Source organism: Limisphaerales bacterium (assembly GCA_014382585.1).
GTDB lineage: Bacteria > Verrucomicrobiota > Verrucomicrobiia > Limisphaerales > UBA1100 > JACNJL01.
The window spans coordinates 1-16,629 of record JACNJL010000011.1 but is presented as its reverse complement, the minus strand read 5'-3'; the positions used below and the strand labels follow the sequence as shown (position 1 = coordinate 16,629).

Genomic DNA, 16,629 nt, shown 5'->3' with positions numbered 1-16,629 from the left:
AAGTCTACGCGCAAAGCCTCCCGCAAACCTACGGCCAAAAAGAAATCCAATTCCTCTACGCCCAACCCAGCGCCACCCTAGTCGAAGGCATCACCACGCCCAAGATCCCCGGCGCCAAAAGCACGTCGTTTGATCATTGGCCCAAGAGCCTACAGCAAATCGCTGCCCGACTTGGTAAATTGATCAAAGAGGAAAGCCGATGATGATGCTTATTGCTGCGCTGCCAGATGGCCGCAACTATTCGCAATGGAAGCAGGCTCCATAACCATATCCCCGGGAAGAAACGCGGTATGACCGATTCAATAAAATCAGTCTTTTTTATATTCATTTTTAGTTGTGTCGGGTGGGGTGGCGAGCCGGTTCCAAAACTCTCGTCGAGTGCAAGGGAGGCCTTGCGCAAGCTGAAGCTGCCCGGCATCGAGCTGAATCTGGAGGAACGGTGCATCGATGTGAATGCGACTGTTTGCCTTCACAAGGGTCTCTTGGAATTGGTTGCCTGTACGAAAGGCAGCAAGGAGCACGAGTCCATTCTTTCCATCGCAGCCCGGCCGATGCATCTCCACACGGCCATGCTTCTGATGGGAGCCCGGCCCGGGACGCCTGCCATGAAACAGGTGGCGGATGGGGCGCGCCCGCGCTGGGTTTCTGTTGAGCCCGCTGGGGATCCGATTCGCGTTTCAATGGTGTTTCCTGATTCGAAAGGCAAGCCACAGGAGCATCCGATCAGCCAGTTTATTTCACCTGCGCAACCCGATGCGATTGAGGGCATCCCTGCAAAAGCCAAGCGGGTGACATTTCCCTCCAGTTTTCTATTTGCCGGTTCCCATCTGGTGGAGAACGGGCCCGGGCCGAAAAAGTATGTTTGTGAGCAAAGTGGAAATGTCATTTCCATTTCAACTTTTGGCGATGAACTGCTTTGTCTGCCGGGGATTCATGGGCATCAAAACGATGAGCTTTCCTGGCAGGTAAATCCGAAGGGGTTGCCCAAGATTGGGGAACCGGTGATTCTTCGCCTGAGGCTGAAGGCTGGAGCTCCTCATCAAAAATAAATTGATCATCAAAAAAATGAATCGCGTAATCGTTTTCTTTCTAATTTCCTTTTCAATCCACCCTTTATTCTGGGCGGCGGAGACCCCGTTCTACAAAAATCCAAACGGCCTGTTTTCCACTCGACCCGGAGAAACAAAATCGCTGCAGAACATCAAGCGAATTGGTCCGGTCGGCATGGGGATCGACCTGCTTCAGCCTGCCTTTGTCATGCGGATTAGTCATATCGAGGAAGGTTCGCCGGCCGCCGGGACGGGGAAACTCAAGCAGGGGCAAATCATCGAATCGATCAACGGACAGAAACTTGCCGATATCGATCCGCGCATCCAATTGGGGCAAATCCTTGCTGCGGCTGAAGCCACCGATGGACTGCTCAAGTTTGCGATCAAGGGCAAGGTCGAGCCGGTTACGGTGAAGGTTCCGGTGCTTGGGGCCTACAGCAAGACTTGGCCGCTTGATTGTCCGAAGTCTAACAAGATAGTTCGCGGTGTGGCCGATTACCTTTCCCAACCTGGATCAACCGAAGGCCTCGGAGGCATTGGCATGCTGTTCCTGCTTTCGACCGGGGAAGAGCAAGACTTGGCGGTCGTTCGTAACTGGGCGCGGAGTGCACCGGCGCACCGGTATCCCTGGTACATCGGTTACGGGGGCATCCCGCTTGCCGAGTGTTACCTACGGACGGGAGACCCGCAAATCCTGGCCAACATCCAGCAATGGGTTGATAACGCGGCCAAGTCTCAGCACAACGATGCTTGGGCTGGAAGAGGGGGAGCCCTGACCACTTACGGAAACGGGCACCTCAATGCGGCCGGTACCCATGTCGTCACGTTTCTCATGCTGGCCAAGGAATGCGGCGTCAAGGTGCCGGACCATATGTTCCACGGTGCGCTCAGGCATTTCTTCCGGTACGCGGGCAGGGGCAATAACCCTTACGGTGACGATCGCCCAGAAGTTGGGTTTGTGGACAACGGCAAGAACGGCAAACTCGCCTTTGCCATGGCGGCGGCGGCGGCGCTGACTCCGGATGGAGAGAATTCCGTTTACGCCAAGGCCCGTGACGTTTGTGCGATTCAAAGTTTTTATACCACGACATTCATGCTGCACGGCCACACCGGCGGCGGCATCGGCGAAATCTGGCGCAGCGCCGCGATGGGCCTGCTCTGCGATAAAAAGCCCAAACAGTACCGGGAGTTTATGGATAACCGCCAGTGGCACTACGATCTCTCCCGCCGCTTTGACGGCTCGTTCGGCATTCTGGGCGGTGCCGGCTACGACAAAGAATTGTGGGGCGTTGCCTATCCGCTTTCCTACACCATCCCGCGCAAAACCCTGCGGATTACGGGCGCACCGCGCACCAAGTTTTCCAAGCCTTATCCGTTGCCGAAGCTGCCTTGGGGGACAAAGGCGGACAATCTTTTCCTTTCGTTGGAAGCCGTTCCGGACAAGCAGGGGAGGACGCAGGATTTGTCGGACGAGACCTTGGCCGAGGATTCCAGCTTGGCATTCATCCGCCGTTTCCACGGCGTTGTGCAGCCCACTGATGATGAGATCCGGCGTTACATCCATCATCAGGAGCACAACATCCGCCACATTGCCGCCTTCAAGGCCTTGGGCATCAACAGCGGTTACATTGGGTGGAAGGCGTCGGGAGGCAAGGTGCGCAAGGAGTTGGTGATGGAGTTTCTGAAGCACCTTGATCCCCGGGTTCGGCGGGTCATGTTCGGGGCTATCTTGAACAAGCCCGATGCGATTACCGCTGAGGTTTTTGAACTGGCGGTCAAGGCGATTAAGGATCCCGCCGAATCGTGGTGGGTCAAGGATGCCGCCTTGCAAGTCGTGGGTCGGGGTTCTGCTGACCAAGTTTTTCCGCTTGTTGATGTGTTGCTTCCGTACCTCAAGCATGAGGAGGATTGGCTGAAGAGCGCAGCCCTGATTGCCCTGACCCCGGTGGCAGCGGACGAGCGATGCTACCAGCGTGTTCTCCCTGCGATCGGTGATTTGATCCGGAAAAATCAGCGTGTGTCGGTCACGCGGGGGCTTGCTGCCGGGATCCGGGCCAAGATCAAGGCGGCCGGGCCTACGGTGCAAAAGTTGGCCGCCGCAACGTTGGAAGGGACCTTCACTGGCTATGCAGGCTCAATGACCGCTCCCGGAGGGTTAGACACCTCCTCAACTTTTGAGTTTCATCTGGAAGCCATCGCTGCGTCGCTGGCCGATGTGCCGGGCGGATTGGATGTGCTTTATGAGATCGCTCGTCAGCGCAAACCAAATGAAATCCTGCCTTACAAGGAATTCTTCCTGAAGGCCGACTCAAGCCAGTTTGGGCCCAAGCTGAAGAAGGCGATCCAGCCGATTATTCTGGAGGATTTGATCCCAGAATTTGTCGGCCGAAACTGGGCGAAGTTGCATCAGTTTGCCGCCAGCGAGGTACAGTCGGGATATGCCGGCGGATCCCGTGATGTCATTGATGGTTTGGTCGCCCTCCATGATCGGGCGGGTGACAAGGAGTACGGCTGGAAAATGTTCATGGATTTGCGCAATGCCAAGTGGATCTATCACAGCTTCGATCCGGTTCCTGCCGAACAGGTTCCCTTTGACCAACTCATCACGCGTTACCGCAAGGTGACCCTGCCCAAGGGCGTTCATAAATGGTACGAAACCGCCTTCGAAGGTCATGATGCTAAAAATCATGGCGTGTTCAAATTGGGTAAGAGCCCATTTGGCCACTACATGGGAAAGCTTCCGACCGGGCCTGTGCACAAATGTGGAGCCGGCTGCACCGGGCCCGGCTGTTATGGCGCTACCAAGATTAATTCATTTTGGGAGAAAGAGGTGCTGCTCCTGCGTCAGCATTTCAAAGTTCCACCGGTCAAGCCCGGTCATCGTTATCGTCTTCGGGTTAATGACGGCAACCACGTTGGCTCGGGCGGCGGACACATCATTTATATCAACGGCAAATCCTTGATTGAGGCCAAGACTTGCAACGGCCGCGGCTCGGGCGGTCTACCCAAGGGGGCTTATATCACCAAGGGTTTTCGGGACGAATTCAAAAGCGGCAACGTCTGCATCGCGGTGATGACTTTCCTGCGTTATAACGACAAGTATAAGGTGAAGCCGAGCCAGCCCGTTCCCCAGGGAAAATTTAGCCTGCACATTGAGGAACAAAAGCTGCCCCCAATCGGGAATGATCTCGTTTTGAAATCGGCTACCCTCATTCCCATGTTGTCCTCCGAATGGCAGGCCATGCAGGATCCGAATGACCGAGAGCAGTCAGCCTCGGCTGTTAAGTTTCGTTGGGATGGACAGTTCATTGCCAACCCAGAAATTCTCGGCAATTGGACGGTCCTCACCGAGGTGGCGGCCATCGAGGATTTTGATCCCGCAAAAAAATCGGGCAAAGCCCGCAACCCGCTGTTTTCAGAAATCGCTTTACAAGCAAACGGCCGGACAAAGGATCCCACCTTGATTTGGTCCGGCGATACCCTGATGGATTTAAACAAGTATCAGGCGCTCAAGATCGTCCCCAGAGCTCTCGCCGGAGAATTGTATCTGTTCATCGAGGCGGGTGGGTTTGGCACCCGAAATAAACCGGGCTGGAAACCAAAGTGGTTCGTATTAACAAGTCAGGCCAAGTGAGGAATCGGGGACCGGCCGCCGTGCCATTCCGACCCAACAACATCGATTTAATCAAAAACAAATCCAAACAAAAATGAAACCAAATCACATCATCCGATTTTTTTTGCTTTCACTCGGCACGGGGCTGCTCCACCTCCCGGTCCATGCTGCTGAGGTTCCATTTCCCTTGCCCGACCCGGACGGGAAACCGGGCGATGCGACAAAACCGGTCAAGGTCTACATCCTTGCCGGCCAATCCAACATGGTCGGCATGGGCGACCTCAGCGGGGCGAAGAACGTCTACACCGGCGTTTATCTCAGCTCGGATCCTGCCGTGCCCGATGGACCGTTCCAGATTTATCGTGTCGGCAACTTCAAGGTCTCCCCGTTGGCCGTTTATCTTCCCAATGGCAAGAAGACCGATCAGCCGGTTGCCGAAGGGCAATTGGAGGTGCCTCAACACGGGGTTTATCAATTGCACTGCGGGTTCGGCGAGAATTCCTACAACGTCATGCAACTCGACGGCAAGGAAGTCTACCGTCGCAAATCGGAGGGCAAACCGACCAAGCAGGACATCACGCTACACCCGGGCAAGCGCTACAAGTTCAAGATCACCGGTTTCAAAGGCACGCCGCCAAGATTCTGGATGCAGAAGATGGATCTTCTGGGCAACGGTGACCTTGAGGCGGTGGCCAAGCGGGAAGGAAAGTTTCCGTGGTTGGTGGATGCAAAAGGCGAATGGACGGTCCGCCACGACGTTTACTTTCAGGAGGCGCGCTTGGCGAAGGACGGCAAGGGCTCGCCGTTGAGTGCGAATTCAAACGGCAAGTCCATCGGGCCGGAACTCGGTTTTGGTCACGTGCTCGGTGAATTCCATGACGAGCAGGTTTTGCTGATCAAGACAGCCCAAGGCAATCGCTCGTTGGGTTTTGATTTTCGTCCGCCATCAAGCGGTCGCACCGATCCCGGCAACCAGTTTGAATCCGCCGAATACAAGCTGATGGTTGAAGGCGTGCGCAAGACTCTGGGCAACATTGCCAAGATCGTTCCCGGCTACCAAGGCCAAGGTTACGAGATCGCCGGCTTTGTCTGGTTCCAAGGCCACAAGGACAGCGGCACCGAGCAGTCGATTTCGGGATACGAGAAACATCTGGTCAACTTGATTAACGATGTCCGGAAAGAGTTCAAAACGCCGAAGCTGCCGACGGTGGTCGCCACCATCGGATTCGGCGGACACAACATGCAGGAAAAATACTTGAGAATCCTGAAAGCGCAAATGGCCGTCGGCGACGTGAAACAGCATCCCGAGTATGCCGGCACGGTGGCCTCGGTCGACACGCGCGATTTCTGGCGTGAAATTGACGAGTCGCCAAGGAACCAAGATTACCATTATCACCGCAACGCTGAGACGTACATGCTGACCGGTGACGCCCTCGGTCGCGCGATGGTCGGACTACTGGGCGGCAAAGCGAAACCCATCCCGCTGGTCCTCCGGCGAAAACGCGATGCCGAAAAGCAAACATCAGAGCAAATTGACAAGGAAATGGCGGCCGCACAAAAAGTGTTGCAGCCAATTATCCGCGATGGAATCGCGGCGGCGTACATTGCCAACCCGCGCTACAACAAGGCCCTGCTTCAAGAGGCTGCCGGCGAACGACCGCAGCGCGTAAATCAGTTTCTGCGGGGTGCGATGTTCGGACTCGAAAATTGCTACCGTGTGGTCGGAATCGATGACCACGATTGGCATCCCTTCGGTCCGGACCTCAACAAAGTACAGTGGGGTTATTACAGCTTTGACCCGAAGGAGAGCCAACCCAAGGGGAAAGGCAGCCGCTATCGCAAGGTAACTTATCCCACTGGTATGGAGAACTGGATCATGCCTACATTTGATGCAGCTAAAGTCGGCTGGAAAAATGGCCTGCAACCATTTGGACAACTGGATGGAAAATTGGCGGCGTTGTCTGAAACGTGTAACGCTTCATTCTGCCGTTGTAGTGAGAAACCAAGAACGCTGTGGGAAAAGGAAGTTCTGATGGTTCGTGGCACGGTAGACCTTCCGCCACTGAAGAAAGGTCACCGTTACCGGATTGTGGTGGGTGGAGCCGCTCACGTGAATTCAGGCGAAGGATACGCAATCTACATCAACGGCAAGTTGCTTGCTGAGTCAAAAACCGGCGTTGCGGTCCGGCAGGGTGGACAACCTCGCGGCGCTCATATCTACAGCGATTTCCGCAACGAATTCAAAGGCGGCAAGGTCACCCTCGCGGCGACTAGCTTCCTGTGCTACAACCACCCACGCCATGGACTCCAGCCGCCCCGCGGCCACATTTCCCTGCAAATCGAGGAACAAAAATTGCCTCCACTCAAACAGAATGATTTTTGAAAGAAATCTCAGCGCCGGGATCACGGGTGCGCTTCGAGTACGTTACAAAAAACAGAAAAATAAGCGGACAAGCACATTATTAATTCGCATTTGTCGCGTATTGTTATACCTTGGTTCTCCGATGAATATAGCTAGAAATAATTGCTGCCAATTTTTATCGGCGATTCTTATTTCGTTAATTGCGGGGCAATTTGTAACCGGAGCCGAAAAGGCGCAGTCGTTTGTTGTTGATTCAAAGGCCAGAGAATTGCTGGAGAGCCATTGCTTTTCCTGTCATGACGCCGACTCCAAGAAGGGCGAGGTGCGATTGGATGACTTGGCGGGCATGGCCTTGCAGCCGCGGTTGGATTTGCTGAACCGCGTGCAGGAGCAATTGTTCCTGAAGGATATGCCGCCGGCCAAACGGAAGAAGCAGCCGACGGAGTCGGAACGGACGGCGCTGGCCGGCTGGGTGTCCGGAGAATTGCGCAAGCACGGGGCGTCCAAGCTGGAGGAGAAGTTGCGCTACCCGAGCTACGGAAACTATGTGAACCACGACCAACTTTTCAGCGGCGAGGTAAAGGAGAAGCCGTGGTCGCCGGCCCGACGTTGGTTGGTGAGCCCGCAGATTTTTCACGAGCGCGTGATGGATGTGTTCCGACTGGAAGGCCGCGAGCGAACCGGCTTTGCCACGCGGAAATTTTTCGGGGTCACCAATCCGTTCATGTTGCCGGACCATTCCGGCGTGCGCGATTACGATCTCACCTCGCTGGATGGCGGGCATTTGCTGGTGATGCTTACCAATGCCAAGTGGATTGCCGAGAAACAGATTTTTGGAGCGCGTCTCAAGACGCCGGAGAAGGATGCGCTGCTGGCGGCGTTGAACTCACAGGATCGCTGGTATCCCCGGGAAACCGCGGCGGTGTTCGAGACGATTGTGTTGAAGGTCGGCGCGCCGACAGAGCCGGAGATGGTGGCGGCGATTCAGCATCAGTTTGATTGCGTGCTGCGCCGGAAAGCGACTGCGGCGGAAGTTGAGAAATACCTAAGCCTGCTGGAAACCTCCATCAAGCTGGGCGGCAACACCGCGGGGCTGCAACAGATGCTGACGACCGTGTTGCTGGAATCGGAATTCCTGTACCGCATGGAATTTGGTGGCGGGCCAGTCGATGAGCATGGTCGGCAGGAATTGACTCCGCACGAAGCAGCCCGCGCCATCGCCTATGCGCTGGGGGATCGTGGGCCGGATGCCATTCTCCAGCAGGCGGCCGAGGACGGAAAGCTTTCGGGTAAGGAAGATTTCCGGCGGGAGGTGACGCGGTTGCTGGAGAACAAAACCCTGTTTGCCGGCCCGGTGGACCCCAGTCTCAACGGCAAAAACATGCGCACGCATGAGAGTATGCATCCCAAGCAGGTGCGGTTTTTCCGGGAGTTTTTCGGGTACCCGAACGCGATCAAGATTTTCAAGGACGTGCCGCGCAGTGACGGCTATTGGCAGAACCCCTCGCGCGGCACGGCCGGCACGCCGGGGTTTTTGGTCAAAGAAGCGGACCGGATTGTCGATCGGCATCTCGAGCAGGATCAGGATGTCTTCCGGCGGTTGCTCAGCACGGAGGATTTTTTTGTTTATCACAACAAAGACAACGAGACCGGCCGCAAGGTGATCGAGGAGTGGACGGAAGTGTACCACTACTTCAAGGACAAGGATTGGAAGGCCAACCCGGAAAAAGTGCTGGAGGATAATCTCGATTACCTGAAGACCAAGAAATCCGTCCGCTTCGCCGGCGCCAAGTCAAAGCGTGACTTCATGCGCCACATGTATTTCTGGGGCGAAACCATCGGCAAAGGTCGCACGCCGTTTACCACGCCCTCCTTCGCGCATGGTTACTACTATAACCATTCCGTCTTCTACAGCCTGCCGCCCACACCGCATCCCTTCCGCTACGGCGGCGTGGAGAATAAAAACTACAAGGGCTTGAATAACGAGGAGTTCTGGGATTATCCGGTCGAGCAACCGTTCCAAATCCAACACCGCAAGGGCCTGCTCACGCATCCGGCTTGGCTCATCGCCCACTCCTCCAACTTCCATACCGATCCGATCAAGCGGGGCCGCTGGATTCGGGAAAAGCTCTTGGCCGGCCGCGTGCCCGACGTGCCGATCACTGTCGATGCTCAAGTCCCGGAAGATCCGCACAAGACCTTTCGTGAACGGGTCGAAACCGTTACGCAAAAAGCCGAATGCCTGAAGTGCCATCAGCACATGAACCCACTTGGTTTGCCGTTCGAGGTCTTCGATGATTTTGGCCGCTACCGCCTCGATGAACCTCTCGAGTACGAGGAACATATCCTCGCCAATCCTACCAAGAAAAACGGCTCCACTACCTATAAGACCAAGCCGGTTAGCACCCTTGGCAAACTGGTTGGCACGGGCGATGCCAAGCTCGATGGCGAGGTGCGCGATTCCTTTGACCTTATCAACCGCCTTGCTCAATCCGAGCGTGTGCGACAAAGCATCATCCGGCATGCTTTCCGTTTTTACATGGGCCGTAACGAAATGTTGTCCGACTCGCAAACTCTCATCGAGGCCGACCGCGCCTACGTTCAGCAAGGCGGCAGCTTCAAGGCCGTCATCGTTTCGCTTTTAACTTCGGACTCATTCCGTTACCGTAAATCGAGCAAGGAGCAGCCATGAACAACCGCAGAGATTTTCTGAAGCAATCCCTCCTCGGCGCCGGCGCCATGGCGTTGATGAATGCGCCGCAGCAGCTGGCCGCTGCCTCTGGCAAGCCGCCGACGCGGTTTATCTTTATGCACCGCGGCAACGGCCTGTGGCCGCGCGTGTGCGTGCCGCCTAGTCTCGATGCCAAGACGATGGAGCTCGAGAAGCGCAAGGAAGCGGTGGATGTCGATCTCGACGGGCACGATCTGCCCCAGTGGCTCGGGCCGTTGGCCGGTCACCGGGAAAACCTAACGATTCTGCAGGGGCTTTCCGGCAAGATGTGCACCACCGGTCACCATTCCTGGTGCTCCTCGCTCGGCGTGTTCAAGGCTAACGAACGACTCAGCTCTATCAAGTGGGCTACGGTCGATTTCGAATTGGCCAAGCTCTTTCCCTCGCCCGCCGGCCACATTGAGCTGGCGTGTTTCCCACTGGGCGGCGGCAATGCCCGCGGCAGTCTCGACGGCGTGGCCACCGGCTTTTCTGCCCGCGGCCCGCAACAGCCCAACTACGCGTTTGGCTCGCCGCGCATCGCGTTGCAGGAGTTATTCAAGTCCGTCTCCAACGATCCCAAGGCGCGCACCCAATATCAGCTCGATCGCAAGGTACTCGAGTTTATTGCCGGCAACGAAAGTGCCATTGCCAATCCGCTGGCTGGGATTGAGAAGGCCAAGGTGCAGAATTATGCGGACTCCGTGGAATCCATCCGCGATCGCAACCGCAAGATCGACGCCATGGCGGAAGTGATCCGCAAGCACGTGCCCAAGCTCGATGCGAAATATCTCGATCCGGCCATCAACACGTTAGACCGCCAGATCGGCCATTCGGAGGTATTACTCGGCGCGCTGATTTCCGGGCTGACCAATGTCGTCGCCTTCACCGTGGACGAACTCGGCCACCGCTACACCGGCATTCCGGGTATCGAAGGCGAGAAGGTGAACATGCACGATGTGGGCCACAACAAAAGCATTGGCGGGCTCTCGGCGGAGACCATCCGCGACCGCGCGCGTACGCATCACATGGCGGTGATTGATCGCATCGTCAAACGGCTCAAGAGCGTGCCCGAGGGTGACGGCACGATGTTCGACAACACCATGCTCTTTTATTTTCCGGACGGCGGCGAGACCCATCACAGTCACGGCTGGGAATATCCCTTCATCATCCTCTCGGGCGACAACGCGCGCGTGGACCTGCGCCGCCGCTACATTCGCCTGCCCAACTACGGGCAGCCCGGCCACAGCACGTTGGGTAATTTCTACACCACATTGCTCAACGCCTACGGCAATCCCATCGAGCACTACGGCGCCCTCGACACCGGCCTCACCAAGTTCGGTCACGGCCAAACCGGGCCGATCAAACAGTTCCAAAGTTAGTCGTGGACAATCCTCGACAGCGGCTTGGTATCCTTCTGGGGCTCTGCGTGATTGCGGGTTGGATCCACGCGGCCCAACCGAAAAAGCAACTACCATTCCCCGGGGAAGTCTTTGCCATCGAGGGGCGCACGGCGTTTCTGATTTTGCCGGACACCAAACCGGCCAAGCTGGACCAAGGCGCGATGCCTTGGGTGTGGTATGCACCCACCTTGCGCGGGCTGCCGGGCGGGGCGGAGAAATGGATGTTCGAGCGCTTCCTCAAGGCGGGCATTGCCATTGCCGGCGTGGATGTGGGCGAGTCTTATGGCAGTCCGAAAGGTCGGGCGACGTATGCGGCGCTGCACGCGCATCTCGTGGCGAAACGCGGATTGGCCAAGCGGGCTTGTCTACTGGCGCGCAGTCGCGGCGGGTTGATGCTGTACAGTTGGGCTGCCGAAAACCCGGACAAGGTGGCGTGCATCACCGGCATTTATCCAGTGTGCAACATCGCGAGTTATCCCGGCCTGCAACGCGCCAGCGGGGCGTTTGGGTTGACGGCTCAAGGGCTGGAAGCGCAGCTCGCCATGCACAATCCCATCGACCGCCTCGCGCCTTTGGCCAAGGCGAAGGTGCCGATCTTTCACATCCACGGCGACATGGATCGCGTGGTGCCGCTTGATAAAAACTCCGCGATCATCAAGGACCGCTACGACAAACTCGGCGGCCCGATGACCCTCGAAGTCGTCAAGGGCCAAGGCCACAACATGTGGCCCGGCTGGTTTCAAAGCCAGGCCTTGGTCGATTTCGTTCTCAAACACGCCAAGGAATCCGCACGATGAAAGGAATTGTTTCGATGAGGAATCTCGGCTGCGGATTGCTATTGTGGCTCGGTGCCGCTTCGGCGATGGCGGCCGAGGAATTTGATCGAGTCGTCGCGCCTTTTTTCAAAACGCACTGCGTGAAGTGTCATGGGCCGGAGAAGCAGAAGGGGAAGGTGACGTTGCATAATGTGGACAGCGGCTTGGCGGCGGGGAAATCGCTGGAGCGTTGGGAGTTGATTTTGGAAGTGCTGGAAAGCGGCGAGATGCCGCCCGAGGAGGAGAGGGAACGGCCAGAAGCGGCGGCTGTCGGTGCGGTGACGAAGTGGATTGAGGCGGGCTTGCGGAAGGCGGTGGCGCAGGGAGGGGAAACGCCGGTGGCTCCGCAGGCGCGGCGGTTGACCAACTTCGAGTACGAGAACACCATCCGCGACTTGATCGGTTTTCGGCTGAAGCTGACGGATAATTTGCCCAAGGATCCGGAGAAGCCGTATCATTTCAACAACACCGCCGAGTTCATGTTGCTGGGGCCGGAGCAGGTGGATCGTTATCTGGAAAACGCCCGCAAGGTGATGGCCAGCGCGATTGTTGATCCGGAAAAGCCGGAGGTGCACAAGGCGCGTCGCGAGTGGCAGCGGCACGGGCTGGACCGGGGCATGGGCTTGGACGAGATTGGGGTCTGGGGCAATCGTCGGCATTCCCCGTCCGGCGGCATGGGGCTGAAGAGTTTTCCGGACACAGGCGAGTTCGTCATTCGCATGCAGGCCTCGGCGATCTTGCCGCCGGGTGTGAAGGGCGCGCCGTTGCGGCTGATCATGGGGCAGACGATCAATCTCAACAGCTCCTCCCAGCGCGTGGAACCGGTGGGCGGCGCGTATCTGGTCAACAGCCCGGACGAGCCGAGGGTGCTGGAGTTTCGCGGGCGCATTGAAAACTATCCGCTGACGCGCGGGCTGGTTATCCGGGGCAATCAACAGCCCGACAGCCGCGTCATCACGCCGCAGGTGTTGTATGACGACGGCACGCTCAACGACGGCAAGCGCAACCTCACCATGCCGCGCGTCGTGATCAACTGGATGGAGTTCGAGGCGCCGGTCACGGACGTCTGGCCGCCGGCGCATCACCGGCGCATTTTGTTCGACTCGCCCTTGCGCGAAAGTGATCCCGAAGCCTACGTGCAAGAGGTCATCCGCCGCTTTACCTCGCGGGCCTTCCGTCGGCCGGCGAGCGAGGCCGAGGTGCAACGCTTTGAGCAAATCTACCGGCTGGTGTTGCCGGAGCTGAAAACCATGGAAGCGGCTATGCGCGAGACACTGGCGATGGTGTTGGTTTCGCCGCAGTTCCTCTATCACACCGTGGCGGATGGCGAGGTGACCCACCGTCAGTACGAGTTGGCCTCGCGGCTTTCGTATTTTCTCTGGGGCACCATGCCTGATGCGGCACTACTGGAACTGGCCGGGCAGGGGCGGTTGGGCGACCCCAAGGTGATGGAACAACAAACGCGCCGGCTGCTGGCCGACGCGCGCTCGCAGGATTTCGTGCACAATTTCACCATGCAATGGCTGAGCTTGGCCAAGATGAAGACTGTGCCGATCAACCAGCAACTCTTTCCGCGTTTTCTTTTTTACGTTTCAGCCGGAGAACGCAGGGGCACGGAGGAACCTTACCGGCCGACAATCCGCGATTACATGCTGGAGGAGACCACCGGCTTCGTGGCCGAGTTGATCCGCCGCAATGCCGAGGTGGCAAACGTGGTAGATTCCGAGTTCGCTTGGCTGAACCAACCCCTGGCCGTGCACTACGGTGTTCCGGGAGTGGAGGGAAACAACTTTCGCGCCGTGCCGCTGAAGCCCGAGCATCGGCTGGGCGGCTTGCTTACGCAGGGCTCGATGTTGATCGGTAATGGCACGGGCTCGGCGCCGCATCCGATCTATCGCGCGGTCTGGTTGCGCGAGGCGATTCTTGGCGATGATGTGGCCGATCCGCCCGCGGACGTCCCGGCCTTGTCCGACAGCGCCGGCGAATCGGCCGAGAAAGCGCTCACCATCAAGGATCTGCTGGCCAAGCATCGGCAGAAGGAAAGTTGCCGTGACTGCCACGCTCGCCTGGATCCGTGGGGAATTCCTTTCGAGCACTACAACGCCATCGGCAAGTACCAGCCGCTCGTGCCGAGGGAGGGTGCGCGGGTCAGTGGGTTCAACCTGCAAACCCACGGCGACCTCGCCGGTTATGCGGACTATCTGAAGACCATCAACACCGAACGCGTGGACGCCACCGCCCGCGTTCCGCGCGGTCCGGATGTCAACGGCATGGCTGACCTGAAGGCTTACTTGCAGAAGGACCGTCGGGATGAGATTGCCGAAAACCTCCTGCGCCGTCTGCTTAGTTATAGCCTCGGCCGAGATCTGACGCCACGCGACCGGTTTGCGGTGGACGCCATGCTCCAAGAGTCCGCCACGCACGAGCACCGATTACTCGACATGATTGTCACCATTTGCCAAAGTCCCCTATTCAAGGGAACGGAAAAGAAGTAGACCATGAAAACGAAAAGCTGGCACTTGAATCGACGCGAACTGCTTAAGGGCGGCGGCATTGCCCTGGCCCTGCCGCTCCTGAACGGCATGAGTCTGGCGGCTCCAAGCAAGACGCATCCGAAACGGATGTTGGTGAGCTATTTTTCCTACGGCGCCTACATGCCGAACGGCCAGCATGGCTTTCCCGATCCCGAGAAGCCGCACAACGAATGGAGCTGGTGGCCGTGCCGCGATGCCGGTCCGTTGACCTTCAACAAATCGGCCGCGCCCTTCGAACCGCTGAAGGAGTACGTGAGCTACTACCGCGGACTGGATCACGCCGGCGGCTGGGCCTTGGGCGGGCACAGCTCGGGTGACGTGTTCGCCACGGGCGCGGACATGGTGGGCACTCAGAAAACCAACAGCATTTCCATTGATCAGATCGCCGCCAATGCGCACGGGCATCAGACCCGGTTCGCCTCCATGGTGCTGGGCACCGAGGGCGGCACCGGTTCCTACGGACGGAGCAAGACGCTGTCCCATCGCGGGCCTGGCCGGCCGATTCCCTCGATGCACAAGCCGCAGGAGATTTTCAACCGGTTGTTCAAACCCTACGCCGGCAAAGGCGTCGAGCAGGTGCGTGCCGGGCTCAAGCGCGAGGCCAGCATTCTGGATTTGTTGATGGACCAGAGCCGCAGCCTCAAGAACCGCCTCGGCCATGAGGATCAGGGCAAAGTGGAGGAATATCTGGAATCCATCCGGTCGCTGGAACAACGTGTGGAGCGCACCAGCAAATGGACGCATGAACCGTTGCCCGAGATCGATACCAAGGGCCTGAACCTCGAGGCCTCGCACAAGGACCCCAAGGAATATATCCGGTGCATGTACGACCTGGTGTATCTGGCGTTTCAAACGGACACCACCCGGTTCGCTTCCTTGATGCTGGAGAGTGAGAATTCCTCACAGAGCGAGCTGTGGAACTACGCCACCTACGTGCTCGGCTACAAGGGCGCCACGCATGACATTGCCCACAAACGTCCCGCCGATTACTCCGGCCAATGGGACCGTTGGCGGGCCGAACAACACGCCTACTTCCTGCAACGCCTCAAGGACACGCCCGAAGCCGACGGCAACATGCTTGACCGTACCGTCGTGCTCTGGGGCTCGGCCCACCCGCACGCTTCCCACAGCCCCAAGAATTATCCCATCCACCTCGCCGGCGGCAACAAGCTCGGCCTCAAGCACGGGCACCTGCACAGCTTCGAGGACGACAAGAAAGTGCCGTTGGCCAACCTGTTCGTCTCGATGCTAAACGCCGTGGATGTGCCGGTGAAATCCTTTGCCGACAGCACGGGGCCAATGACTGAAGCGCTCGCCTAAATATGGAAACGCTCCGCGCCATGCTTCTGGTCTGCGCCGTGGCGCTTAGTGGCGGCGGTGTTCAGGCGGAGAATGCGTTGCCGCGCGTCCTCATTCTCGGCGACCAAATCTACCAGCAACCGGCGGCGGATTTGAAAAAGGAACTCAAGGGTAAAGCGGAAATCCATTGTCCACGCCACGAGCCCGGTGTGGTCTGGAACACCACCACGGCGCTGGAACTCCTTGACCACTATCTCGGCGATGGCAAATGGGATCTCATCCACGTCAACTGCGGCTTGGGAGACTTGATTCATCGCGTCCCGGGCATGAAGGCCTTTCGGGTGATGCCGCGCCACGCGGGAGGCCGTCGCGCCACGTCGCCCGAGCAATACGAGAAGAACCTCCACACCCTCGCCGCCCGGCTTAAGGCCACCGGCGCAAAGATCGTCTGGGGCAGCACCACGCCCATCCGGCACTCCAGCACCAACGTCTTCGCCAAAGGTTCGGAGATCGAATACAACGCCCTTGCCGCCAAGGTCATGGCCAAGTACGGCGTCCCCACCAACGACATGTACGCCTTCGTCAAAGACCTCATCGACATGAACAAGCCCGCCAGTCACGGCGCCGATCCTTTTTTCTTCGACCGCAAACCCATCCACGCGCCGCTCCAAGCAATTCTTCGGAAAGACCTCGGACTGTAGCGCACCATTTTTTTAAACCATGAAATCCTATCTCATTATCTGCCTGGCTTTGCTGGGCCTCTCGTTTTCGTCTCAAGCCAAACCGTTAAAGGTGTATCTGTTGGTGGGCCAATCCAATATGCAGGGGCATGCGGCCGAGCGGA

The 16,629-nt window shown here is 57.8% G+C and carries 10 protein-coding genes; all 10 read left to right on the top strand.

Going from position 1 to position 16,629, the window contains the following annotated elements:
* Window positions 1-203 (top strand): hypothetical protein (locus H8E27_00275; GenBank protein MBC8324056.1); only part of this gene is annotated, 203 nt, incomplete at its 5' end.
* Window positions 204-212: 9 nt separating this feature from the next.
* Window positions 213-1,049, top strand: coding sequence for a hypothetical protein (locus tag H8E27_00270; GenBank protein MBC8324055.1), 837 nt, complete (start codon window positions 213-215; stop codon window positions 1,047-1,049).
* 16 nt (window positions 1,050-1,065) lie between these two features.
* Entirely contained in the window at window positions 1,066-4,683 is a 3,618-nt protein-coding gene (locus tag H8E27_00265; GenBank protein MBC8324054.1) for a hypothetical protein, read from the top strand.
* Between the two features lie 73 nt (window positions 4,684-4,756).
* On the top strand, window positions 4,757-7,045 hold the full coding sequence (locus H8E27_00260) for a hypothetical protein (protein ID MBC8324053.1): 2,289 nt from the start codon (window positions 4,757-4,759) through the stop codon (window positions 7,043-7,045).
* Between the two features lie 121 nt (window positions 7,046-7,166).
* Window positions 7,167-9,716, top strand: coding sequence for a DUF1588 domain-containing protein (locus H8E27_00255; GenBank protein ID MBC8324052.1), 2,550 nt, complete (start codon window positions 7,167-7,169; stop codon window positions 9,714-9,716).
* Window positions 9,713-11,116 (top strand): DUF1552 domain-containing protein, encoded by a 1,404-nt coding sequence (locus H8E27_00250; protein ID MBC8324051.1) that lies wholly within the window; start codon window positions 9,713-9,715, stop codon window positions 11,114-11,116. Before H8E27_00255 ends, H8E27_00250 begins: the two co-directional genes overlap by 4 nt.
* A gap of 2 nt (window positions 11,117-11,118) precedes the next feature.
* Window positions 11,119-11,934, top strand: a complete 816-nt coding sequence (locus H8E27_00245; GenBank protein MBC8324050.1) for a prolyl oligopeptidase family serine peptidase — start codon at window positions 11,119-11,121, stop codon at window positions 11,932-11,934.
* Entirely contained in the window at window positions 11,931-14,447 is a 2,517-nt protein-coding gene (locus H8E27_00240) for a DUF1592 domain-containing protein (protein ID MBC8324049.1), read from the top strand. The genes H8E27_00245 and H8E27_00240 overlap by 4 nt, the downstream gene beginning before the upstream one ends.
* A gap of 3 nt (window positions 14,448-14,450) precedes the next feature.
* On the top strand, window positions 14,451-15,806 hold the full coding sequence (locus H8E27_00235) for a DUF1552 domain-containing protein (GenBank protein MBC8324048.1): 1,356 nt from the start codon (window positions 14,451-14,453) through the stop codon (window positions 15,804-15,806).
* Window positions 15,807-15,808: 2 nt separating this feature from the next.
* Complete coding sequence (locus H8E27_00230) at window positions 15,809-16,486, top strand: SGNH/GDSL hydrolase family protein (protein ID MBC8324047.1); 678 nt, start codon at window positions 15,809-15,811, stop codon at window positions 16,484-16,486.
* The last annotated feature ends 143 nt before the right edge of the window (window positions 16,487-16,629 follow it).